This is a genomic window from Microlunatus sp. GCM10028923, assembly GCF_042666975.1.
Classification (GTDB): domain Bacteria; phylum Actinomycetota; class Actinomycetes; order Propionibacteriales; family Propionibacteriaceae; genus Microlunatus.
Genome location: NZ_JBHTFF010000011.1, coordinates 18,179 through 40,677 on the forward strand (window position 1 = coordinate 18,179; position 22,499 = coordinate 40,677).

Here is a 22,499-nt window from a genome sequence, read left to right on the forward strand (position 1 = left end):
TTCCAAATATCGGATATAACTTCGATGTCTCGATGGTTCTCTGAATCTAAATCCGCCGTGAACGGCCCGTCAAGGGTTGCCGGGCACTCCTGGATCGTTGTAACCCGAACGTTCCCTGAGCGCCCGGCCGGAACCCGTTCAGTCCTGCGGTTGCTGCCGGTACGCGGTGGCGACGGCCTCGATGATCTGCTCCGGGCGATCCGGTACGAACACGTCGACCAGGCCCACGATGGGCCCGCCGGACGAACTGACCTGCCACGCGGAGGCGTCCTCGAAGCCGGGATCGGCCATGGTGAAGCCGATCGTCTCCAGGTGATCAACTCCGACATCGACGCTGCGCCCGGACACGTCGCGCAGGGCGGTCAGCCGGAAGCTCAGGGTCGCCTCGGTCTTGTCGATCATGGCCGAGGTGACGTCGAACTGGCCCTGCGGGTCGAGTCCCTGCACCCAGAGCTGCTGCCAGGTCGCGTCGTGCACGTCGGCCGCCCAGACCTGGGCGCCGTCGACCAGGACCAGGATCCGGAAGTCGCCGCGCTGCGGGATCCGCCACAGTTGCAGGGCCCTGGAGTGCCAGAAGCTGAGCTCGTAGCGCGGGCTGTCCGGGTCGATGGTGATCTTGGTCGACAGCTCCGCGTAGTCGCCGGCCTTGATGCCGGCGTGTGAGGCGACCAGGGCGCCGCGACCGTCGCCGTACATGGACCGCCGCTCGTTGGCCACCGTCGGTGCGCCGTCGACCTGGAGCCCGTACGAGACGACGCCGAACGTCTCGCCCTCGGCGGCGGCCTGGACGGCCTGGCTGACGCAGGCTCCGGCGTACTCGGCCGTCGGGGCCAGGACGCCGTCCAGGAATCGGCCGGTGTAGACGAGGAAGATCAACCCGACGTCGTGCCGGCGGGCGACCTCGTTGATCTCGGTGATGTCCTGCCGGACCCGGTCGGCCACGATGGTGTTGATGTTCGGCCCGTCCAGGTACGGATAGATGATGCCGTCGATGTACGGCCCGTACTTGATCATGAACTCGTCCGAGGTGGCGGACCCGTAGTAGGCGCAGGTGAAGAAGCCCAGGTCCGGGTTGATCGCGAACTGCGTCTCCCGGATCTCGGCCAGGTACTCCGGGGTGAACACGGCCGGGTTGTCGCCGCAGTCGAAGTCGTCGATCGCCCAGCCGGTGAGCACCGGGTACTCCAGCGACAGCTCGGCCAGCGCCTTCGCCCAGGCCAGGTAGTCCATCACGTACGGCCGCGAGGCCCGGCCCCAGCTGTACGTCTCCGTCGGCGGCACGATGTAGGGGAGCAGCTGGATCCCGGCGGCCTGGGCGGCCGGCGCGAACTCCAGCCGCAGGTCGTCGAAGTCGGTCGGCGAGTCCCAGATGCCGAAGAAGTAGTGGTTCGCGCCGATCCGCTGCAGGAGTTCGATCATGGCCGGGGTGTCCACGTGCCGGTAGCCGTCCTTGCGCGGCTCGGCCTCGCGGATCCAGCCGCCCACCGTGTTGCCGCCGGGGAGGGCGGACTTGATGCCGCCCGGCGGCAGGCCGGCCTTGAAACCGGGAGCGCGGTAACGTCGGGGGAGTTGATCTTGGGACATGGTTGTCGGTGCTCCGATCGAGCCAACGCTGATGGCTATCTTCGAATTACGGAAAATAAGACCAATATCTCGTTGATCAAGGTAACCTACCGTCTGGCGGATCGCAACGGCCGTGACGGAGGACGGGACGCGCGGATGAGCAGTGATGATCATGGACAGGACGAGACCCTGGCGCTCGAGGCGGGCCGCAGCGCCGCCCGGTTCAGCACCGAGGCCGGACGGCTCACCTCCCTGGTGCTCAACGGTCACGAGGTGATCGTCGGACCCGCCGAGCCGCAGCCGCCGCGCGGCTCCTGGTTCTGGGGATCCTTCGTGATGGCACCGTGGACCAGCCTGATCCGGGACGCGACGTTCGACTTCGCCGGGGACACCCATTGGCTGGCCACCGACGATGGCCGGCACGCCGTGCTGGGGCTGACCTGGAAGCTGCCCTGGCGGATCGACGGCGATCGGCTGGTCTGCGACCTGGGCGGGCCGGACGGGGTGGCGGCGGGCTGGCCGTTCGGCGGCCGGGTGATGATCATGCCCGAGCTCGCCGAGGACCGGCTCCGGGTCGTGCTCCGGGTCGAGGCCGGTGATCAGGAGCAGCCGGCGGCGATCGGCTGGCACCCCTGGTTCGTCAGGGAACTGGCCGGCTCGGCACCGGTCGAGCTCGGCCTGACCGGACCGGTCCGGCGGCAGCACCGCGACCCCGACGAGGCCCCGACCGGGCTCTGGCAGTCGGTCGACCCGGCGGAGCGTGACTTCAACGACTGCCTCCGGGTCGGCGGGCCGACCACCCTGACCTGGCCGGGCGTCGGGTCGCTGGAGATCGCGCACGACTCGCCCTATGTCACGGTCTACTCGGTGCACCCGGACGGGATCTGCGTGGAGCCGGTGACCAGTCCGGCCGAACGGATGGATGACCTGCTCCGTCCCGGCGAGGTGCTGGACCTGACCATCGACATCCGCTGGATCGGCGAGGAGGAGAATCAGTGAGCGTGAACCGTTCCCTGCAGGCCACGGTGGCCGAGCTCAAGACCGTGGCGATCAGTCCCCGGGTCAAGCCGGAGCTGCTGGTCAGCGGCGCCCGCGGCACCCACGACCGGAGCGACTTCCTGCTGGTCAAGATCATCACCTCGGCCGGCGTGTCCGGGATCGGCGAGGTGAGCGCGACGCTGACCTGGAGCGGCGAGGACTCGACTACCGCCCAGCATGTGATCGACACCGTGTTGCGGCCGGCCTTGATCGGCAAGCCGCTGACGCCGGTGGCCGAACTGGAGGCCGCGATGGACACGGTGCTGGCCGGGCACCCGTTCACCAAGGCGGGGATCTCGATCGCCCTCTGGGACGCGTACGCGCGCACGCTGGACGTGCCGCTCGCGGTCGCGCTCGGCGGCCCGCGGCGCACCGAGATCGCGGTCAAGTGCTCGCTCAGCGGCAACGGCGACCGGCTGCGGACCGGCCTCGAACACGCCCGGGCGGCCGGCTTCGGGTCGTACAAGATCAAGATCGGGATGGACGTCGACACCGATGTGGCGCGGCTGTGGGAGCTGCGCGAGCTGGTCGGTCCGGACACCTTCATCGGGCTGGACGCCAACGGCGGCTACAGCCGCACCGCCGCCCGACGGGCCGGGCAACGGCTGCTGCCGTACGGGCCGGCGTTCTTCGAGCAGCCCGTGCAGCCCGGCGACCTGCCCGGGATGGCCTCGCTGCGTGATCTTGGACTGCCGATCGTCGCGGACGAGAGCGTCTTCGGGCTGGACGACCTGATGGCCGTGCTGGCGGCCGACGCGGCCGACGTGATCAGCCTCTACGTGGGCAAGAGCGGTGGGCCCGGCCGGGCCGTCGCGATCGGCCGGATCGCCGCCGCGGCCGGCCTCGACGTGATCATCGGCTCCAACGGGGAACTGGGCCTCGGTGCCGCGGCCCAGCTGCACGTGGGCTGCGCGCTGGACCGGCTGTCGGAGGAGATCCCGTCCGACATCATCGGCGCGCACTACTACTCCAGCGACATCCTGGCCGGCGGCCTGGACGCCACCGGAGCCCGGGCCCGTCTCGGCGACGGACCCGGGCTCGGAGTGACCCTTACGGAAGATCTCGAGGAAGCCTTCCGCTGAAGGCTTTCGCGCCCTGAGCTTGTCGAAGGGCCTTGGTGTGGCTGCCCTTCGACAAGCTCAGGGATCGTTGCGGCCTACTCGGTGATCATGGTCAGGGTGAACCGGCCCAGCCAGCCACCCCAGCCGTCGGTCGGGAAGCTGTCCTCGACCTTGACGAACAGCGGTGTCCCGCCCTTCGCGTCCAGATCGGCCAGGTCGAGGGTGCGATCGCCGAGGTTGGACAGGTCCCGGATCTCACGTTCCTCGGTCAGCACGGTGCGCCAGGTCCGGCCGTCCGCGGAGACCGAGACCTTGTACTGGTTGCCGATGTGCAGGGTGAGCGTGCCTCCGGTGACATCGGCCGGCAGATCGACGCGGTACGTGAACGAGGTCGCCCCGTCGGCGAACCGGCCCCGGCCGTCGAAGATCTCGCCGTCCAGCTGGGAGCCGCCGGCCTGGTCCAGCCACGGGCCCTCGGCGACCGTACCGGGGGTGAATTCGATCTTGGTCCCGATCACCTGGATCCGGGCCGCGGTACGGACCGTGCCGGCCGAGGTCTTCGCCGTGGCGACGACCCAGTAGCTGCCCTCGGCGGCCCCGGCCGGCACCGTCACAGGCAGCTCGACCGACGCCGAACCGCCCGCCGGGACCGGATCGAGGGGAGTGGCCGTACCATCGCCGTCCCAGCCGTCGGGTAGGTCGAGCGTGATCGTTCCGGTGAGTTGTTCCGCGCTCTCGTTGCCGACCGCGACCGGGATCGTCACCTCGCCACCGGCTCGGGCCACTCGGTTCTGGGCCCGGGCCGCCACCGGCGGCGCCTCGGCCCGGGCAGCCTTCGTGAGCACGCTGCCGGTCAGCCCCTCGGCGTCGGACTCGAAGGTCCAGCCGTCCTCCTCCTCGAAGTCGAAGTTCTCACCCGTCAGCCCGACGGTACGGAGCCGGTCGAAGCCGATGTCGATCGGCGGGTTAGGCCGGGTGTCGGAATGCTGCAGCCCGCACAGCCGGAAGCTCAGCGTGACGTTCTTCTTGCCCTGGACGAACTCGGTCACGTCGACCGGGCCCTGCAGCCCGTTTCCGTTCTCCCAGAAGGGATACACGCTGTTGGCGTCCCGGGTCCAGACGGTCTCGCCGTCCACCGTGACGGTCAGCTGGTGCGCCCCCAGGAAGCCCGGGTAGGTCGCGTGCGGGCTGAACTCGAAGAAGTCGATCTCGTACCGCGGCGAGTCCGGATCGACGTCGAGCCGCTGGCTGGCGCTGACACAGGTTCCCGCCGCGGTCCGGGTGAACGGCTCGACCGCGAGCCGGAGCCGGCCGCTGCCGTACATGGCGTCGCCGAGCACCGGAGCTCCGGGACGTCGGTCCGGCTGGAACGGCCGGACCTGGAAGGCGTCGGCCGCGGCCTGGAGCGCGTTCTCCGGGTCGAAGTCGGAGAAGTGGTGCAGGCCCGGCAGGATGGCCGAGTTGTTGGTCGTCACCTCCCAGTCGCCGCGGGTCTCGAAGCCGCCGTTCTTGATCGTGAGGCCGTGGCCGGTGACGTCGTCGATCATGACGCCGGTCCACAGGCTGAGGCCGGTCTTGTCGGTCAGCCGGAGGGTGAGCCGGGCGGATGTCTTTCCCTGCAAGGCTTCCGTGAGGTCGACGAAGCGGCGGTGCCAGGTGCCGCCGGAGCCCGGCCGGTCGGATTCCCAGACCACCTCGCCGTCGATCAGCACCTGCCGGGTGTGATAGGTCGTGGCGGTGCCGTACTGGTCGTAGTGGGTGTCGAAGTCGGAGAACTCCAGGCCGTAGGACTCGGCGTCCGGATCGACGGTGATCTTCTGCTCGGCCTGGGCGTAGTCGCCGGCCTGGGTCCGGGCGAAGACCTCGGGGGCCAGGCTGAGCCAACCGGCGCCGGTCCGGGCCCGGTTGTAGTCCGACATCTGCGTCCCGCCCGCGATCGGCAGACCGTACAGGGTGATCCCGTGCAGCCGTCCCGAGTCGAGATAGGGCTGGGTCTCCTTGATCACGTCATGGATGTACCGGTCGGTCGGCGGCACGATCGCCGACAGGTAGCGGCCGGTGTAGGCCAGCAGCACCACGCCCAGGTCGTGCTGCTCGGTCTGGGCCAGGATCAGGTCGAGATTCGGGCCGATCCGGGAGGCGTCCTGGGTGTTGCTGTTCGCTCCCGTGTACGGGTAGATGATCCCGTCGATCACGCCCTCGTACCGCTCGTAGAACTCCGGGTTGACCGCCTCGTCGTAGTAGACGGTGGTGTAGAAGCCGAGGTTCGGGTTGATCGACTTCTGGACCCGCTGCATCTCGGCCACCTGCTCCGGCGGCAGCTGGCTGAAGAAGTCGTCCAGGGCCCAGGCGAGCACGTTCGGCTGGCGTACCGAGAGCTTGGCGATCTCCTCGGCCCAGCGCACGTAGTCCTTCTCGAACGGTCGCGAGCACCGGCCACTGAGATGGGGCTTCGGATCGTCCTGGCACTCCGACGGCGGCACCAGGTAGAGCCAGAGATCGATCTTGGCCTCGGCCGCGGCGGGGGCGAACTCCTCGATCAGGTCCTGCCAGTCGGCGGGGGAGTTCCAGATCAGATAGACGTACGTGTTCACGCCGACCCGTTGCAGGGAACGGATCGTGGCCGGGGTGTCGATGTGACGATAGCCGTCGGCGCGCGGTTCGGCTTCCCTGATCACGTCGCCGACGGTGTTGCCGCCGGTCTGGGCGGCGAGCATCCCGCCGGGAGGTCGGTGGACGGAGTTGATCTTGGCCGGCTCCCCGGGTTGGCGCGGCTCGGCGTCGGCGGGCGACGGCAGCATGGACGCGGCGAGCGCCAGCAGCGCGATCAGCGAAAGGGAGGCGATCGGAACCATTCTCATGGGATCCTCCAGCATTTCGAAAAATGTTTTAGTATTGCAGAAAAGCAAAGCCGGAGTTGATCATGCTTGTCTAGAGGGTGTCCAGGAAAAGCAGAAACGCCGCACCCGAATCGGATGCGGCGCCTCGTGCTGGTTCGGTCAGTCGGCGAGCTGGAAGATCGCCTCGATCTCGACCGGGCTGTTGGTCGGCAGTGCGGCCAGGCCGAGTGCCGCCCGGGTGTGGAACCCGATCTCCGGGCCGAACACCTCGAGGAAGTACTGCGTCGCGGCGTGCCCGACCAGATGCTGGTCGGTGAACGACGGCGCGCTGGCCACGAAGATCGTGACCCGGGTGACTCCGGTGATCGCGTCCAGATCGCGGCCGGACTTGGCCAGTTCGCCGCGCGCCGCCTCGACCACGTTGCGGGCACACTGCCAGGCGCACCGCCGGGCCGTGTCAAGATCGATGCCGTCGCCGACGATGCCCTCGGCGATGTTCGTGCCGTCGATGTGGGCGGTCTGACCCGAGGTGATCAGCTGGTTGCCGTAGATCCGGGCCGGGGCGATCGTCGGCGGGGTGGTCTGGGCGGTCGGCTCGGGTGCGGCGGACTGGTGGCGTTCGGCGGCGGTCACGGGAAAAGCTCCTCCGGTGCGGTCAGCATGCGAGATTTCGAAGATGTCTCCGAAGTTTCGCAGAGATGATCGGGCGTACGCCAGCCGGGTGCCTCTATTCTGTCCGGTATGGCAGGGACCACAACGACCGAGACCAAGGCGCCGTCGCAGTCGGTCGCGCGCACGCTGACCGTGCTGGAGACCCTGGTCGCGGCCAATGACGGGATGACCCTGACCGCGCTGGCCCAGGCGACCAGGATTCCGCTGGCGACCTGTGCCTCCATCGTCTACACGCTGGAGCAGCGCGGGTACGCCGCGCGCAAGGTGGTCGGCCGGAGTCATTTCTGGCGCGCCACCCTCGGCCTGTACGGGCTGGCCACCCAGCTGGTCCGCAAAGTTGATCTTGCGACCGTGTCTCAGGACGAGATGCGCGCGCTGGCCGTCGAGATCAACATGCCGGTGCACATCGGGGTCCTGAACGGCGCCTCGGTGGTCTATGTCGCCAAGGCCGCGACCTCCGACTTCATCCAGTTCGACACCTATCCCGGCAAGATGGCGCCGTACAACCTGACCGCGCTCGGCAAGGCGATCGCCGCGTTCCTGGACGAGGAACGGCTCAGCCCGCTGCTCAACCAGATGAGCAAGGGCGAGGGTCCCGGCGCGCTCCCGGCCGGCCGCAAGGCGTTCCTGAACCAGCTCGCCGAGATCAAGACCCGTGGCTACGCCATCGAGGTGGAGGAGGAGCGCGCCGATATCGCCTGCGTCGCGGCGCCGTTCTTCGATGCCGAGGGAGGCCCGGCCGGCGCGGTCGGTGTCACCGGCTTCAAGCGCGACCTGGTCGGTGACCTGCTCAAGCGCACCACCGACGGTCTGACCCATATCGCCGCCACCATCTCCACCCGCCTCGGGTATCACGCCGCCCTGCGCTGATCTTGCATCGACGTCGGATCGGCACTAGCCTTTGTTCGGCGAGGTGAAAGTATCTTCGCTATTTCGAATCCTCGACGTCGGGGGTGATCATCGGGTGACGGAGCGAATGGCTCAGCGAGCGGCCCCGCGAGTGGCCTTGGTCGGCCTCGGGGCGATCGGGGCAGGTGCGCATCTTCCGGCGTTGCTCCGTTCCGACCGGCTCCGGCTGGTCGCCGTGGCGGACCCGTCGCCGGAGCGCCGGGAGGCAACCGGCAGCGAGCTGGCCCGGGCCGGCCGGGACGACGTGGCGATCCTCGATGATCTTGATCAGGTGATCGCCGCGGGCGTCGACGGGGTGGTGCTGGCGACGCCGCCGTGGGTCACCACCGACCTCGCGGTACGGGCCGCGCAGTCCGGGATCGCCGTGCTGGCTGAGAAGCCGGTCGCACCGTCGATCGAGGACGCGGACCGCTACCGGGTGCTCGACGCCGACCAGCGGGCCCGGATCCAGGTCGGGCTGACCTATCGCCACGACCCGGCCCTGGACAAGCTTCGCAAGTTGATCAAGGACGGCGCGCTGGGCCGGCCGCTGCTGGTCCGGGCGTCGATCTACGACGAGCGGGCCGACGGTGACCCGGCCCACGACCGGTTGATCACCGAGACCCTGAAGCACGGTTCGCCGGTGATCCACGAGGGCGCCCACGTCTTCGACTGGCTGACCAGCCTGTTCGGCGGGCCGGGGGAGATCGACGACGCCTGGGCCGTGACCACCCGGCCCGGCCTGGCCGCGCCGAACCTGATCGGCGGGCGGCTGACGTACCCGGACGCGACGGTGCTGGTCGAGTTCGGCTGGTACACGCCGACCCTGCCCGGCTGCGTGTTGATCTTCATCGGCGACGGCGGGACGGTGCGGCTGGACGGCCGCACGTTCGATCTCGGCGTCATGCTTGCCGGCCGGGAACCGATGATGTACACCTTCTCGCCGAACCGGACAACCCGCTGCTTCGACCTGCAGGTCGCGCGGTTCGCCGACCTGCTGGCCGGTGGGCGCGCCGAGCCGAGCCTCGACGACGGGATCGCGGCCCTGATCACGAGCCAGGAGCTGCAGCGGCTGGCAACATCGTTCCCTGAGCCTGTCGAAGGGCAAGGGGCTTCGCGCTTCGACAAGCTCAGCGAACGTACTGACAGCGAAGCCGCCGCGACGAGGAGTGATCACCGATGACTGTGCGGAAATGGGCCGAGACCGACCGGGAGACGCTGACCCGGCTGCTGCCCGAGGCGCTGGTGCTGCTGCCGATCGGGGCCACCGAGCAGCACGGCCCGTACCTGCCGACCGGGACCGACCACCTGCTGGCCGGCGAGGTCACGGCCCGGGCCGCGGAGCGGGCCGCGACGAACCTGGCCTGCGAGTTGTTGATCACGCCGACGCTGCCGGTCGGCGCCTCCGATCATCACCTGCCGTTCGGCGGCACGCTGTCGATCAGCCCGGCCACGCTGACCACGATGCTGACCGAGATCCTGTCCTCGATCGTGGCCTGCGGCGGCCGCCGGGTGCTGATCGTCAACGGCCACGGCGGCAACGTGGGTGGTTGTGCCGCCGCCGCGGCGGCAGCGACGAACGCGGCGCCGGAGCTGACGGTAGGCCATCTGGACTACTGGGCCGCCGGCGGCCAGGACCGGTCCCGCTGGTCGGTCCGCGAGTCCTGCACCGGTCCGGTGCCCGGCCACGCCGGCGAGTTCGAGACCGCGATGATCATGGCCGTGCGGCCGGAGCTGGTGCCGGACCGCCCGATCCGGGCCGATCCGCCGGCGATCGGCTCGTCCACCGGCGGCGCGACGATCCACGCCACGGCCGCCTGGCTGGCCACCGACGGCTACACCGACCACCCGGAACGCGCGACGGCCGCCCTCGGCCACGAACTGCTCGACGAGCTGGTCGCCGCGACCGAGTCCGTGATCATGGAACTGGCACAGGAGGGGACCAACCCTTGATCGACTTCCACACCCACACACCGGCCTGGGAGACGGCGACGTGGCTCGGCGGGGCCACCTTCGGCGCGACCGAGTTCGTCGAGTTCATGGACGTCTCCGGCATCGACAAGGCCGTCGTGCTCAGCCACGACGGACTGTTCAACTCCACGCCGCAGGCCAACGAGGCGCTGGCGGCCTTCGTCTCCGAGTTCCCGGACCGGCTGATCGGCTTCGGCTCCTACAACCCGCGCCGCCCGGAGGCGCTGGCGGAGACGAAGCGGAGCTTCGCCGAGCTCGGGCTGCGCGGGCTCAAGCTGCACCCGTGGCTGCAGGGCTTCAGCCCGCACGAGACCTCGCTCGATCCGATCATGGAGGTGGTGGCGGAGCACTCCGGCATCCTGCTCTGCCATGACGGTACGCCGCCGTACTCGACGGCCGGGCAGATCGCGGCGCTGGCCCGGCGGCACCCGACCGTTCCGGTGGTGCTCGGCCATGCCGGGCTGCACGACCTGTGGCGGGAGTCGCTGGCGTACACGAACGAGACGGAGAACCTCTACATCTGCATCTGCGGTACGCCGCCGTACGCGGCCCGGGAGATCTGCCGGCGCGGCGCACCGGGCAAGGTGCTGTTCGGGACCGACGCCGGTCTGTCCGACAAGGCCAGTCAGGACTACGCCCAGGCCCGGGTCACCGAGATTGATCACTGGGGGATCACCGCGGAACAGAAGCAGGCCATGTTGATCGACAACCCCGCCGCACTGCTGGAGAGGCTCGGAACCGCATGATCGTCGACGTCCACTGCCACACGCCCACCCACACCCACGCGGTGCCGGAGGAGGACTTCCGGTCGTTCAGTGCCTGGCGTACCGACCGGGACGTGGTGACCTCCAACACCTGGGCCGACTTCGATGCGGCGATCGAGCCGGCCGACGTGGCGATCGTGTTCAACATCGCCGCCGACGATCCGCTCAGTTCGACCGGGCTGTCCTACCGGCCCGAGGACACCAACACGGCGACCGCCGCCTACGTCCAGCAGAACCCGGAGAAGGCGATCGGCTTCATGTCGGTCAACCCGACCAAGCCGGACGTCTGGGACGAGGTCGAACGGGCCCGCGAGCTCGGCCTGGTCGGCGTCAAGCTCGGCGCCAACTACCAGGAGTTCGAGCCGCTCGGGAAGCCGGCGCTGGACTTCTACGCGTACTGCGAGCGGGAGGGCCTGCCGATCCTGTTCCACCAGGGCGCCTCACCGATCCGGCACGCCCCGCTGAGGTATACGTTTCCGCTGGTCACCGACGAGGTCGCGATCGCCTTCCCGGAGCTGCGGATCGTGATGGCGCACATGGGCCATCCGTGGGCCCGGGAGACCGTGGTGACGATCCGCAAGCACCCACACGTGTACGCCGACGTCTCCTCGATCTACCTGCGGCCCTGGGTGATGTACGAGTCGCTGCTGTTCGCCACCGAGTGGGGCGCCGCCGGGAAACTCCTGCTGGGTTCGGATTTCCCGATCGCCACCACCGCCGAGGCGATCGCCGGGCTGCGCCGCGCGAACGACATCGTCGAGGGGACCAAGTTCCCGAGGGTCCCCGACGAGGTGATCGAGAACATCATCAACGCCGACGCGCTCGGGGCGCTCGGCCTGGCCGACCCACGCGGGAAGGGCAAGCAATGATCATCGACGCACATGTCAGGATCGGGCAGCAGCGGGAGTGCTCGCTCGAGGTCGCCGAGCTGTTGTCGATCATGGACCAGCACGGCATCGACCAGACCTTGATCGCGCCGAGCGAGGCACAGATCGCCTTCGCGAACCGGGCCGGGAACGAGGCCACCGCCGCCGCGGCGGAGGCCTCGGACGGCCGGCTGATCCCGTACGCCGTGGCCAATCCGTGGGCCGGCGACGAGGCGCTGGCCGAGCTGGACCGGGCCCGCGCCGCCGGCGCCCGGGCCCTCGCGGTGGACTCCAGCCTGCAGGGTTTCGACCTGCTGGACGGGCTGGTCGACCCGCTGCTCTCGTACGCGGAATCGGCGGGCTGGTTCGTCTACGTGCGCACCGGCACTCCACCCGGCCACCTGCCGCTGCCGCTGGCGCTGCTGGCCCGCCGGTTCCCGAAGCTCGACTTCCTGATGGGCCGCAGCGGTGCCACCGACTTCTGGATCGACGCCGCGCCCGCGCTGCGCTACGCGCCGAACCTGTACGCCGACACCAGCTACGCGCCGTGGGACACGGTGCTGTCGGAGTTCGTCCGGGATCCCGAGATCGGTGCGTCCCGGGTGATCTTCAGCACCGATCTCCCGTACGCGACGCCGGCCGGCGAGGTGAAGCGGATCAGGGACTGGCCGATCGGCGACGAGGAGAAGGCCGCCGTCAGCGGCGGCACGCTGGCCAGGCTGCTCGAGCGCGGGACGGACCGGGCCTGAGATGACCATGATCACGTCCCAGCGTCCTTCGACAGGCTCCGGACGGACTCCGGCCGAGGCCGCCGCGCTGATCCGCGGCGTCTCGCCGGTGCTCGAGGTGCCGTTCACCGACGACGGAGAGGTCGCCGTCGAGGACTTCCGGCGGGTCGTCCGGTACGTCATCGGCACCGGCGTCACCAGCGTCATGTTCCCGGGCTTCGCGGGCGAGTTCTACAAGCTCTCCGAGGAAGAACGCCGGCTGCTCACCGAGGTCCTGATCACCGAGGTACGCGAGCTCACCGTCGACACCGGGACCGAGGTTGCGGTGATCGCCGCGGTCCAAGATCACGCCACCAAGCTCGCCGTGCAGCGGGCCCGGTGGTCCGTCGAGGCCGGCGCCGACGCGATCAACCTGCTGCCGCCGCACCTGCTGGCCCCTTCGGCCGCCGCGATCGAGGCGCATCTGCGGACCGTGCTGGCCGCGGTGCCGGACACCGCCGTGGTGCTGCAGTACGCGCCGGCCGAGACCGGCACCAGCCTCGACCCGCAGGGCCTGGCGGCCCTGGTCCGTGATCATCCGAACCTGGCCCTGGTCAAGGTCGAGTCGTCGCCTCCCGGCCCGTACATCGCCGAACTGGGCCGGCTCGATCCACCGATCCCGGCCGTCGAGGGCTACGCCGGGGTGCAGCTGCCGGACGCGTTCCGGCGCGGCTGTGTCGGCACCCAGCCGGGCTGCTCGCTGACCGAGGTCTACTGCGAGATCTGGCGCCGGTTCGCCGACGGTGATCTTGCCGGCGGTGACCGGCTGCATGCGCGGCTGCTGCCGTACATCTCGTACTGGATGCTCGACACCGAACGGATCATCGCGACCGAGAAGATGATCTCGTACCGGCGTGGGCTGATCCAGAGCCCGTACTGCCGGCCGCCGCGGCACGATCTGGACGGTGAGGAACTGGCCATGATCGACCGCTTCCTGAGCGAGTTCGGCGACCTGCTGCCCGCCCTGCGGTGATCGGCGTTTCGGCTGCGTAACAGGGCCCCGAAATGCTTGCGGGCGATCAGCACCGGGCGTACAGTTCTCAATATTCTGGATACGTTTACGACATTCTGAAGATAGGCGAGAGGGGGAGACCATGAGACGGCGGGAACTCTTGTTCGGCGCGGGGGCCGTAGCGGCGGGGATGGCGCTGTCGGGGTGCAACTCGGGCGGGGGCGGCACGCCGTCCGAGGCGCCGAAGGCCGAGGACTGGCGGTCGGAGGTGACCGGTGGTCCGATCGAGGCCGGTGTGCTGACGGCCAAGGGGACGCCCGGGCTCACGTACCTGGAGCAGCTGGCGAAGAAGATCGAATCCGAGGTCTCCGGGTCCAAGATCACGTTGACGTTCGCCAACACCGAGGCCCGGCCCGCGCTGGAGCAGCGCTGGCGCGGCGGCGACGGGTTGGACGTCGACTACGGCATGTTCGACGGTACGAATCCGGCGCAGCGGGTCTGGGCCGACGACGGGATGCTGCTCGACCTGAAGTCGTACCTGGAACAGAACGACCCGGCGACGGGCAAGCCCTGGCTGGAGAACTTCTCGCCCGCCGCCCGCGGCTTCATGACGCACCCGGACACCGGCGGCATCTTCGGCATCCCGACCGAGCTGTCCACCCAGGTGCTCTTCTACAATGCGAAGCTCTTCACCGAGAAGTCGATCACGCCGCCGACCACCTGGACCGAGCTGATCGCCGCGGTCGAGGCGCTGAAGTCGGCCGGCGTCGACCCGATCGCCGTGACCGGGCTTTTCCAGCCGTACATGGGCATGTGGTCGGACAACCTGTGGCTGCGCACCGTCGGCTGGGAGGCCGCCAACAAGGTGCTGGTCACCGGCGAGGGCCACATCACCGAGAACCCGGGCTTCCTGGCCGGGCTGCAGCACGTCCAGGAACTACGCGACGCGAACGCCTTCATCAAGGGCTTCCAGGGCACCGACTTCACGCCCGCCCAGGCGCTGTTCTTCCAGAACAAGGCCGGAATGATCTTGATGGGCAACTGGCTGGTCAGCGAGATGAAGGCCGTCATCCCGAAGGGCTTCGAGGTCGGCGTGCTGCCGTTCCCCGCGGTCGACGGCGGTGCCGGTGATCAGAAGGCGCTGATGGCGGCCGCGCAGCTGATCTCGATCAACGCCGAGAGCAAGAACCTCGGGATGGCGCTGACCTGGGCCAGCCGGGTGACCAGCGTCGAGGTGCAGACCGAGCGGGCCACCAAGCTGGGCGACCTGTCCGCGGTCGTCGGCGTGCCGAGCCCGACCGGGGTGACCGGCATCGACAAGATCATCAGCGAGGCGTCGGCGCTGGTGCCGCGCGAGTTCTCGCTCAGCGGGACCAAGGTGTACGAGCCGTACTACGCCGAGATCGCCCGGTTGTTCTTCGGTGAGCAGGACGCCCAGCAGACCCTGGACCGGCTGGACCAGCTGCTGCGCAAGCAGCACAAGAACTGATCATGTTTGCCCGGTCCCAACGGTTGATCACGATTCCGTTCCTGCTGCCGGCGCTGGTCCTGCTGGGGACGTTCTTCCTGTTCCCGCTGGGCCGGACGTTCGTGATCTCGCTGAGCGAGTACACGCGAACCGGCCGGTCCACGCTGGTCGGGTTCGAGAACTACGTCAACGTGTTCGGCGACGGTGACTACCTGAACTCGCTGCGCAACGCGATCCTGCTCGCGGTGATCGGCGGCTGCATGCTGTTCCCGCCGGCGATCGCGATCGCCTGGGCGTTCCACCACCGGTTGCACGGCGAACGGATCTTCCGGTTCCTGATCTTCTCGCCGGTGGTGCTCTCGGTGGCCGTGGTGGCGCTGATGTGGACGTTCATCTTCCATCCGACGTTCGGCTTGATCAATCCCTCGTTCGCGGCGATCGGGCTGGGCGACCTGATCCCGGTGCTGCTCGGCGATCCGCGGACGGCGCTGCCGGCGGTGGCGTTCGCCGCGGTCTGGCACGGGATCGGGATCTGGATCATCCTGATCTCCGCCGGCTTCGCCCGGCTGCCCGGCGAGGTGATCGAGGCCGCCCGGATCGACGGGGCGGGGGAGTGGCAGATCTTCTGGCGGATCATGCTGCCGATGATGAGCGACCTGTTCCGGGTGCTGATCGTGCTCTGGTTCGTGCAGAGCCTGCAGGCCTTCGCGTTCGTCTTCATCATGACCGACGGCGGGCCGTTCGGGTCGACCGAGATCACCGCCACCCTGATGTACCGGACGGCGACCGACCAGGCCGACTACGGCTACGCGGCGGCGATGGGGATCGTGCTGGTGTTGATCTTGCTGGTGGTCGCGCTGGGCCTGAACCGGCTGTTGAAGCGAGACGATCTTGAGTACTGACACGATGGCCGCGCCCGCCGCCCGGACGGCCCGGGCCGGCGGCAGGATCCGGCGGAGGCGGAGCCGGGGCGAGCACCCGCCGTTCCGGCTGTTCCACCTGGTGCTCTATTTGATCATGGGCGCGGGCGGGGCGTCCGCGATCGCCGCGTACCTCTGGGTGATCAACGCCTCGCTGAAGACGAACGTCGACTTCATCGGCACCTCGCCCTTCGCGATCACCGACACCTGGTCCTTCGGCAACTACCTGGAGGCCTGGCAGACCGCCGGCGTGGCGACCTACTTCGGCAACAGTGTGCTGGTGTCGGTCTGCGCCACCGCGATCGGCGTCGGATTCGCCGTGCTCGCCGCCTACCCGCTGGCCCGGGTCCGGTTCCGCGGCTCGTCGATCGTGCTCGCCGTGATCGTCTCGGGCCTGATGGTGCCGTGGATGGTGACCTTCATCCCGCTCTACCTGACCCTGCAGGACCTCGGCCTGCTGGACAGCCAGCTCGGCCTGATCCTGGTCTACGCCACGTACAACCTGCCGTTCAACGTGTACGTCATGGTCGGCTTCATGAAGACCCTGCCGCGGGAACTGGAGGAGGCCGCCGCCGTGGACGGTGCCGGCCCCGCCAGCGCCTTCCTGCGCGTGATCGTCCCGCTGCTCGGCCCCGGCATGGCCTCGATCACGATCATCAGCTTCCTGAACAACTGGAACGAGTTCTTCTACGCCCTGGTCTTCATCACCACGCCGGACCGGATGACCCTCCCGGTCGGCCTCTGGCAGTTGAACCAGGCCGCGACGTACGGGAGCCAATGGGTCACCCTGTTCGCCGGCATGATGATCACCGTCCTCCCCGTCCTGGTCGTCTTCGCCTTCCTGCAGAAGCACATCACCCGAGGCCTCACCGCCGGCTCCCTCAAATAACCCGCTGACCGGGCACAAAAGCAGGCGTTCTGACGGCGTGTCGCTGCACTTGTGCCCGGTCGATCATGGTCCGGGCGGTTCAGGGGCTCAGGGGTTTGCGGCGTTCCAGGTGAAGCAGGGGGAACGGGAGGCCCTGGTGGTCGAGCGGTGACCGGCCGACCTGGACGAAGCCCTTGGCCGCGTAGAAGCGGCGAGCGGTCGGGTTCTGCTCATTGACGTCCAGGCGCAGGGTGGCGAAGTCGCGGCCGACATCCTCCAGCAGCAGAGTTCCGATGCCACGCCCGTGCGCAGCCGGGTCGACGAAAAGCATCTCGATCTTGCCGTCGACCTGGGCGATGAAGCCGAGCGGGCCGTTGGCGGCGTCCACGGCCACCCGAAGATCATTCATGCGCGGAAGATAGTCGGCCACGAGCCCGGAGAAGCCGTCGATGTCGGCGTGGGTGAGGAAGAGATGGGTCGCCTCGACGGCGGCTCGCCAGATGCGCAGAAGGTCGACGAGGTCGGTGTCCTGGCGGGGCCGGAGCGTGACGTCCATGAGGTCGGTCTACGCCTCGGAGACCTTCCTGCGCAAGGCGGCCAGGGCGCTGAAGGCATGATCACGGTAGTCCTGCAGCGGTTCCCGGCGGTCGGCCGGCGTCTGCCGGTAGCCGCCGGACGTCTTCAGCCCGAGGTCACCGGCGGCGACTCGTTCGGCCAGCGACGGCGGGACGGAGAAGCGGTCGCCGTACCGTTCGACGAGGGTCGCGTACGAGGCCGCGTAGACGTCGAGACCGGCGATGTCGGCGACCTGGAACGGGCCGAAGAAGGGCAGCCGGTAGCCGAACGAGTTGCTCACCACGAGGTCCACCTGCTCCGGCGTCGCGAGGCCCTCCTCGACGATCATGGCCGCCTCCCGGAACAGGGCGAACTGGAGCCGGTTGGCCAGGAAGCCCGGCACCGCCGGCACCCGTACGGTGACCTTGCCGGCCCGGGCCAGCAGCCGCTCGGCCAGGGCCAGCGCCTCCTCGTCCTCACCGGCCAGCTCGACCAGCGGCAGGAACGGGGCCGGATTGAACCAGTGCGCCGCGATCAGGGGACGACCGACCGCCTCGGCCAGCGCGTCCAGCGGCAGCGACGAGGTGTTGGTGGCGATCACGGACCGTTCGGGCGCCGCGGCGTCGACGGCGGCCAGCGCGGTGCGCTTGATCCGAAGATCCTCCGGTACGGCCTCGCTGACATAGACCGCCGCAGCGACGGCCTCCTCGATCGACCCGGCGGCGGTCAGCAGGTCGGGCGCCCGCAGCGCCGCGTCCCGGTCGACCAGTCCCTGCTCGGCGTACCGCCGGAGACCGGTGATCAACTTCTCCCGCAGGTCGCGCGTGGTGGCGGCGTCGACATCGGCCAGGGCGACCCGGAACCCTGCCAGGGCGAGGGTCTGGGCGATGCCGCCGCCCATGTAACCGCCGCCGACCACGGCCAGTTGCTCGCTCATCGGATCGTGTAACCTCCGTCGATCATCAGCGTGTGGCCGGTGATCAACTTCGCCATCGGCCCGGCCAGGAACGCGACCGCTCCGACGACGTCGACCGGGTCACCGAACCGGCCCAGCGGGATCCGGGCGAGCAGCCGCTCGGCCAGCTCGGCCCGGGACAGCGTGAGCTCGGCCAGTTCGGTCCGGATCCAGGTCGGCGCGATGGCGTTGACCCGGATGCCGTGCGGTGCCCATTCGAGCGCCAGGTTCTTGGTCAGGTTGTCCAACGCGGCCTTGGACGCCCCGTACACGGAACGTTCCTCGATCGCGACGGTGCCGGTCTGGGACCCGACGTTGACCACGCTCGCCTCGGTCCCGGCCGCGATCCAGCGCCGGCCGAACGCCTGAGTGAGGAAGAACGTGCCGCGCAGGTTGACGTCCATCACCGTGTCGTAGTCCTCGACCCGGACGTCCACAGCCGCGGCCGGGACGATCGTGCCCGCGTTGTTGATCAAGAGATCGACGTCCGGCAATCCGTCGGCGAACGCGGCGAAGGTCTCCGGCCGGGAGACATCGAGCGGGCACGGCCGGGTGCCGTACCGCTCCGCGATCCGGTCCGACTCCGCGTCCGACCGGGACGTCCCGAACACCGTCGCGCCGAGTTCGGCCAGGCCGTCGGCGATGGCCAGGCCGAGACCGCGGCTGGCCCCGGTGACCAGGGCGGTCCGGCCGGTCAGCGAGAAGTCGATCATGGACGAGCGGGATCCCAGCCGTAGTCGGACGACCCGAACTTCGCCGCGCGGACGTCGCCGGAGCGGGCATGGCCCTCGAACCGCTCCACCCGGGACGCCCGGCCACAGACCTCGCCGAGCAGCGCAGAGGACGTCGGGTCGGTGACCTCCTGGTACGTCACCGTACGCAGGTACTTGCCGACCCAGAGACCGCCCGTGTAGCGGGCCGCGCCGCGGGTGGGCAGGACGTGGTTGGTCCCGATCACCTTGTCACCGTAGCTGACGCAGGTCCCCTCGCCGAGGAACAGGGCACCGTAGTGGTGCAGCTCGGTGAGCGCCTGCCGCGGCTCCGCGGTCAGCACCTCGACATGCTCGGCGGCGTAGTGATCACCGAGCCGCCAGGCGTCGGCCAGATCGGCGACCACGTGGATCGCACCATGATCACGCCAGGCCGGCTCGGCGAAGTCCTTGGTCGGCATTCCGGGCAGGATCCGGTCGATGTGCTCCAGCACCGACCGGGCGAGCTCCTCGGACGTGGTGATCAGGATCGCGGGGGAGTCCGGGCCGTGCTCGGCCTGGCTGAGCAGGTCCACCGCGACCAGGTACGGATCCGCCTGCTCGTCGGCGATGATCAAGATCTCGGTCGGCCCGGCCAGCAGATCGATCCCGACCCGGCCGAAGAGCTGCCGCTTCGCCTCGGCGACGTAGGCGTTGCCCGGCCCGGCGATCAGGTCCACCGGGGCGATGGTCTCGGTGCCGACGGCCAGGGCGGCCACGGCCTGGACCCCACCCAGCAACAGGATCTCGTCCGCGCCGGCCAGGTGCATCGCGGCGATCGTCGCGTCCGGGATCTCGCCCTTGATCGGTGGGGTCGCTGCGACCACCCGCTCGACGCCGGCGACCTTGGCGGTGACGATCGTCATGTGCGCCGAGGCGAGCAGGGGATAGCGGCCCCCGGGTACGTAGGCGGCGGCGGCCCGGATCGGCACGTTCTTCTGGCCCAGGTGGACTCCGGGCAGCGTCTCGATCTCGAAGTCGGTCAGCGATTCGCGCTGTCGGGTGGCGAACCGGCGGACCTGGGCCTGCGCGAACTCGATGTCCTCGATCACCTGGTCCGGCACCCGCGCGACGATGCGTTCGACCTCCTCCGCGCTGAGCCGGAAGCTCTCCGGCGACCAGGAGTCGAACTTCGCCGAGTAGTCGGCGACGGCGGCGTCACCGCGCTTGGCGATGTCGTTGATCACCGCTTCGACGGTCCGCCGGACCTCCGGGTCGGCGCTGCGCGGCTGTTGTCCGGCGGCCGGTGCCTTGAGCAGGGTCGACGCGACCGGGAACTCGGTGGACTGGGTCGTGGTCATGGATGGATCTCCCTTCGCTGGTGAGGATTGTATACGTATACACCGGCGACGGCCAGCCTTCCGGTCCGGCCGCGGTGCGGTCAGGCGACCAGGTCGGCGTACTCCGGATGGTCGGCGATGAACTGGGCGGTGAAGGGACATTCGGGGACCACCCGCAGGCCGAGCCGGCGGGCGTCGTCGAGGACGTACGCGCTGATCCGCGCCGCGATGCCGTTGCCGCGGAATTCCGGCTTCGTCCCCGTGTGCACGATGATCATGGTCTGGTCCCGGAGCGAGTACTCGACCACTCCGACACCCGTCTCGCCGAGCCGTGCCTCGTAGCGGGACCTCCGCTCGTCCCGGTGGAACGAGAGCTGATCAGGATCGATCTGGGTCATCGGCCTGCCTCCTCGAGTCGTTGCCGTGCAGCCGGCCACTCGGAACTGAGCATGGAGTACTGCACGGTGTCGCGCCAGCTTCCGTCGGGCCGGATCCGATGGTGCCGCAACACGCCCTCCCGGGTCGCGCCGAGCCGCTCGATGGCGGCCTGGGACCGGGTGTTGCGGATGTCGGTGTGCCAGACCACGCGCTCGGCGCCGAGGCCCTCGAACGCGCGGCCGAGCATGATCAACTTCGAGTCGGTGTTGACCCCGGTGCGCCAGTGCCGGCGGCCGATCCAGGTGTGCCCGATCGCGAGGGCACGGGTGTTCGGGGTGATCTCGTAGAACGACGTCGTACCGACGAACTCGCCGGTGTCCTGCAGCCGCTGCGCGTACGCGATCCGTTCCGGGTCGGCGGTCGCGGCGGCGATGATCTTCACGATGTCCGCCCTCGAGGTGGGCGGCAGGAAGGACATGTGCGCCACCACCTCGGCCGCGGTGTCCGGGTCGCCGAGCGCCGCAGCGTAGTCGTCGGCGTCGGCCTCGGTGAGCCGTTCCAGGCGGAGCAATCGGCCGGTCAACGGGACCGGATCGAACCAGGTGGACGTGGCGACGGCAGAGCTCATGGTGCCCATTCTGTCCCGTCTGCCGCGCTGTTCAGTCGAGGGCGTCCAGCAGCGTTCGCTCGGCCCGGTCCAGTGCGATCCGGACGGCGCCCAGGGCGACGCCCCAGGAACCGAGTTCCGACGCGACCACGCGCGGCGGCCGGACCCCGGGTCCGACCAGCCGGTCGAGCACCGTGCGCAGGGTCGGCACGACGACGTCGGCCGCCTCGGCCGCCCGGCCGCCGATCACCAGCAGCTCGGGGCTGATCAAGGTCGCCACCACCAGGCCGACCCGGCAGTACCGGACCAGTGCGGTCCGAAACTCGCGGCGGGCGCCGCTTCGCCCGGCCTGCACGGCACCGAGCCAGCGTTCCAGGTCGGGCACCTGCACCCCGTGCAGCGGTTCGAGATCGCGCATCAGCACCCGGACCGCGTCGGTCCGCACGGCCTTCTGTGCGATCAGTTCGTCGATCGCCGCATCGACGATCTCCGTCACCAGCTGTTCCAGCGGCTCGTCCGGATCGCCGTGTCGGAGCAGGCCGAGGAACGCCATCTCGCCCGTTCCTCCACTGGTCCCGCGGACCAGTTCGCCGCCGATCAGGATCCCGCTGCCGACCCGGTCGCCCGCCATCAGGTACACGACATCGGCGTGATCCTGGGCGACGCCGTGCCAGTGCTCGCCGATCGCCGCGAGGTTGGCGTCGTTCTCCACGACGGCGGGGGCGCCGAGCGCGTTCGCGAGCGTGTCGGCCAGGGCGAACTTCGACCACTGCGTCATCGCGTTGCAGTACCGGACCGTGCCGGTCGCGGGGTCCACGATGCCCGGCGAGCCGATGCCCACGGCGCGCGGAACGGTCGCACCGGCTTCGCCCAGGGCGTCGGCCGCGAGCTTCCGGGCCGTACGGATCCGACGAGCCCGGGACAGCTCCGGAGTGAGGCTGGCCGTTCGCTGGGCGACGACCGTCCCGGCCAGATCGGCGACGACGGCCTCCAGTCGGTGGGCCCCGATGTCGATCCCCAGCACGTGCCCGGACTCGCCGCGGAACCGGAGCCGGCGCTGCGGCCGGCCCCGACCACGGGCGACTCCGGTGGGGTCCTGGGCCGGCCCGATCAGACCGACCCGGGACAGGTCGTCCAGAACGGCGTCCAGGGTGGCCCGGGACAGGCCGGACCGCTGGAGCAGTTCGACCACGGTCAGGGCCGACTCGCTGCGCAGCGCGTCGAGCACGCGCGCCGCGTTGAGGCGCCGCAGCAACGCCGGGGTGGCCGACCCGTTCTCGATCATTCCGCTTCCTCGCTCATTTTTTCCTAGAACCCTTGACTTAATACTATGCCCC

General features: G+C 69.4%; 22 protein-coding genes. 12 read left to right on the forward strand and 10 right to left on the reverse strand.

Features of this window, described 5'->3' with window-relative positions:
- Positions 1 to 138 precede the first annotated feature (138 nt).
- On the reverse strand, positions 139 to 1,584 hold the full coding sequence (locus tag ACFQU4_RS24495; protein WP_377496992.1) for a hypothetical protein: 1,446 nt from the start codon (positions 1,582 to 1,584) through the stop codon (positions 139 to 141).
- A gap of 135 nt (positions 1,585 to 1,719) precedes the next feature.
- Between ACFQU4_RS24495 and ACFQU4_RS24500 the strand changes: the two genes are divergently transcribed.
- Both ACFQU4_RS24500 and ACFQU4_RS24505 read left to right on the forward strand, forming a co-directional pair.
- Positions 1,720 to 2,562 (forward strand): hypothetical protein, encoded by an 843-nt coding sequence (locus ACFQU4_RS24500; RefSeq protein WP_377496994.1) that lies wholly within the window; start codon positions 1,720 to 1,722, stop codon positions 2,560 to 2,562.
- Positions 2,559 to 3,683, forward strand: coding sequence for a mandelate racemase/muconate lactonizing enzyme family protein (locus ACFQU4_RS24505; protein WP_377496996.1), 1,125 nt, complete (start codon positions 2,559 to 2,561; stop codon positions 3,681 to 3,683). Before ACFQU4_RS24500 ends, ACFQU4_RS24505 begins: the two co-directional genes overlap by 4 nt.
- 74 nt (positions 3,684 to 3,757) lie before the next feature.
- On the opposite strand, the gene ACFQU4_RS24510 is transcribed toward ACFQU4_RS24505, so the two are convergent.
- Complete coding sequence (locus ACFQU4_RS24510; RefSeq protein WP_377496998.1) at positions 3,758 to 6,523, reverse strand: NEW3 domain-containing protein; 2,766 nt, start codon at positions 6,521 to 6,523, stop codon at positions 3,758 to 3,760.
- A gap of 138 nt (positions 6,524 to 6,661) precedes the next feature.
- Positions 6,662 to 7,135, reverse strand: a complete 474-nt coding sequence (locus tag ACFQU4_RS24515) for a RidA family protein (protein WP_377497000.1) — start codon at positions 7,133 to 7,135, stop codon at positions 6,662 to 6,664.
- Between the two features lie 108 nt (positions 7,136 to 7,243).
- Between ACFQU4_RS24515 and ACFQU4_RS24520 the strand changes: the two genes are divergently transcribed.
- From ACFQU4_RS24520 to ACFQU4_RS24565, 10 genes are all read left to right on the forward strand, one after another.
- Positions 7,244 to 8,044, forward strand: coding sequence for an IclR family transcriptional regulator (locus ACFQU4_RS24520; RefSeq protein WP_377497002.1), 801 nt, complete (start codon positions 7,244 to 7,246; stop codon positions 8,042 to 8,044).
- Positions 8,045 to 8,150: 106 nt separating this feature from the next.
- Positions 8,151 to 9,245, forward strand: coding sequence for a Gfo/Idh/MocA family protein (locus tag ACFQU4_RS24525; protein WP_377497004.1), 1,095 nt, complete (start codon positions 8,151 to 8,153; stop codon positions 9,243 to 9,245).
- Positions 9,242 to 10,015: a creatininase family protein gene (locus ACFQU4_RS24530; protein ID WP_377497006.1), complete on the forward strand. Its 774-nt coding sequence runs from the start codon at positions 9,242 to 9,244 to the stop codon at positions 10,013 to 10,015. The genes ACFQU4_RS24525 and ACFQU4_RS24530 overlap by 4 nt, the downstream gene beginning before the upstream one ends.
- The gene (locus tag ACFQU4_RS24535) at positions 10,012 to 10,779 is read left to right on the forward strand and encodes an amidohydrolase family protein (protein WP_377497008.1); all 768 of its coding nucleotides are present in this window, start codon (positions 10,012 to 10,014) and stop codon (positions 10,777 to 10,779) included. The genes ACFQU4_RS24530 and ACFQU4_RS24535 overlap by 4 nt, the downstream gene beginning before the upstream one ends.
- Positions 10,776 to 11,666: an amidohydrolase family protein gene (locus ACFQU4_RS24540; protein ID WP_377497010.1), complete on the forward strand. Its 891-nt coding sequence runs from the start codon at positions 10,776 to 10,778 to the stop codon at positions 11,664 to 11,666. The genes ACFQU4_RS24535 and ACFQU4_RS24540 overlap by 4 nt, the downstream gene beginning before the upstream one ends.
- Entirely contained in the window at positions 11,663 to 12,412 is a 750-nt protein-coding gene (locus tag ACFQU4_RS24545) for an amidohydrolase family protein (RefSeq protein ID WP_377497012.1), read from the forward strand. The genes ACFQU4_RS24540 and ACFQU4_RS24545 overlap by 4 nt, the downstream gene beginning before the upstream one ends.
- Position 12,413: 1 nt before the next feature.
- A complete protein-coding gene (locus ACFQU4_RS24550; RefSeq protein ID WP_377497014.1) occupies positions 12,414 to 13,403 on the forward strand; it encodes a dihydrodipicolinate synthase family protein in 990 nt (329 codons plus the stop codon).
- A 121-nt stretch (positions 13,404 to 13,524) separates the two neighbouring features.
- Complete coding sequence (locus ACFQU4_RS24555; protein ID WP_377497017.1) at positions 13,525 to 14,871, forward strand: ABC transporter substrate-binding protein; 1,347 nt, start codon at positions 13,525 to 13,527, stop codon at positions 14,869 to 14,871.
- 2 nt (positions 14,872 to 14,873) lie between these two features.
- The gene (locus ACFQU4_RS24560; RefSeq protein ID WP_377497019.1) at positions 14,874 to 15,752 is read left to right on the forward strand and encodes a carbohydrate ABC transporter permease; all 879 of its coding nucleotides are present in this window, start codon (positions 14,874 to 14,876) and stop codon (positions 15,750 to 15,752) included.
- Positions 15,742 to 16,659: a carbohydrate ABC transporter permease gene (locus ACFQU4_RS24565; protein ID WP_377497021.1), complete on the forward strand. Its 918-nt coding sequence runs from the start codon at positions 15,742 to 15,744 to the stop codon at positions 16,657 to 16,659. The genes ACFQU4_RS24560 and ACFQU4_RS24565 overlap by 11 nt, the downstream gene beginning before the upstream one ends.
- A gap of 79 nt (positions 16,660 to 16,738) precedes the next feature.
- Here ACFQU4_RS24565 and ACFQU4_RS24570 read toward each other — a convergent pair whose 3' ends face one another.
- The 7 genes from ACFQU4_RS24570 to ACFQU4_RS24600 form a co-directional block, all read right to left on the reverse strand.
- Positions 16,739 to 17,194, reverse strand: a complete 456-nt coding sequence (locus tag ACFQU4_RS24570) for a GNAT family N-acetyltransferase (protein ID WP_377497024.1) — start codon at positions 17,192 to 17,194, stop codon at positions 16,739 to 16,741.
- 9 nt (positions 17,195 to 17,203) lie between these two features.
- Positions 17,204 to 18,130, reverse strand: a complete 927-nt coding sequence (locus ACFQU4_RS24575; RefSeq protein WP_377497026.1) for a 3-hydroxyacyl-CoA dehydrogenase family protein — start codon at positions 18,128 to 18,130, stop codon at positions 17,204 to 17,206.
- On the reverse strand, positions 18,127 to 18,861 hold the full coding sequence (locus ACFQU4_RS24580; protein WP_377497028.1) for an SDR family NAD(P)-dependent oxidoreductase: 735 nt from the start codon (positions 18,859 to 18,861) through the stop codon (positions 18,127 to 18,129). The genes ACFQU4_RS24575 and ACFQU4_RS24580 overlap by 4 nt, the downstream gene beginning before the upstream one ends.
- Positions 18,858 to 20,198 carry a histidinol dehydrogenase gene (hisD, locus tag ACFQU4_RS24585; protein WP_377497030.1) on the reverse strand — a complete coding sequence of 447 codons (1,341 nt, stop codon included), beginning with the start codon at positions 20,196 to 20,198 and terminating at the stop codon, positions 18,858 to 18,860. Before hisD ends, ACFQU4_RS24580 begins: the two co-directional genes overlap by 4 nt.
- 80 nt (positions 20,199 to 20,278) lie before the next feature.
- Positions 20,279 to 20,575 carry a GNAT family N-acetyltransferase gene (locus ACFQU4_RS24590; RefSeq protein ID WP_377497032.1) on the reverse strand — a complete coding sequence of 99 codons (297 nt, stop codon included), beginning with the start codon at positions 20,573 to 20,575 and terminating at the stop codon, positions 20,279 to 20,281.
- Positions 20,572 to 21,183 carry a GNAT family N-acetyltransferase gene (locus tag ACFQU4_RS24595; protein WP_377497034.1) on the reverse strand — a complete coding sequence of 204 codons (612 nt, stop codon included), beginning with the start codon at positions 21,181 to 21,183 and terminating at the stop codon, positions 20,572 to 20,574. The genes ACFQU4_RS24590 and ACFQU4_RS24595 overlap by 4 nt, the downstream gene beginning before the upstream one ends.
- A gap of 31 nt (positions 21,184 to 21,214) precedes the next feature.
- Positions 21,215 to 22,447, reverse strand: coding sequence for an ROK family protein (locus ACFQU4_RS24600; protein WP_377497037.1), 1,233 nt, complete (start codon positions 22,445 to 22,447; stop codon positions 21,215 to 21,217).
- Positions 22,448 to 22,499 lie beyond the last annotated feature (52 nt).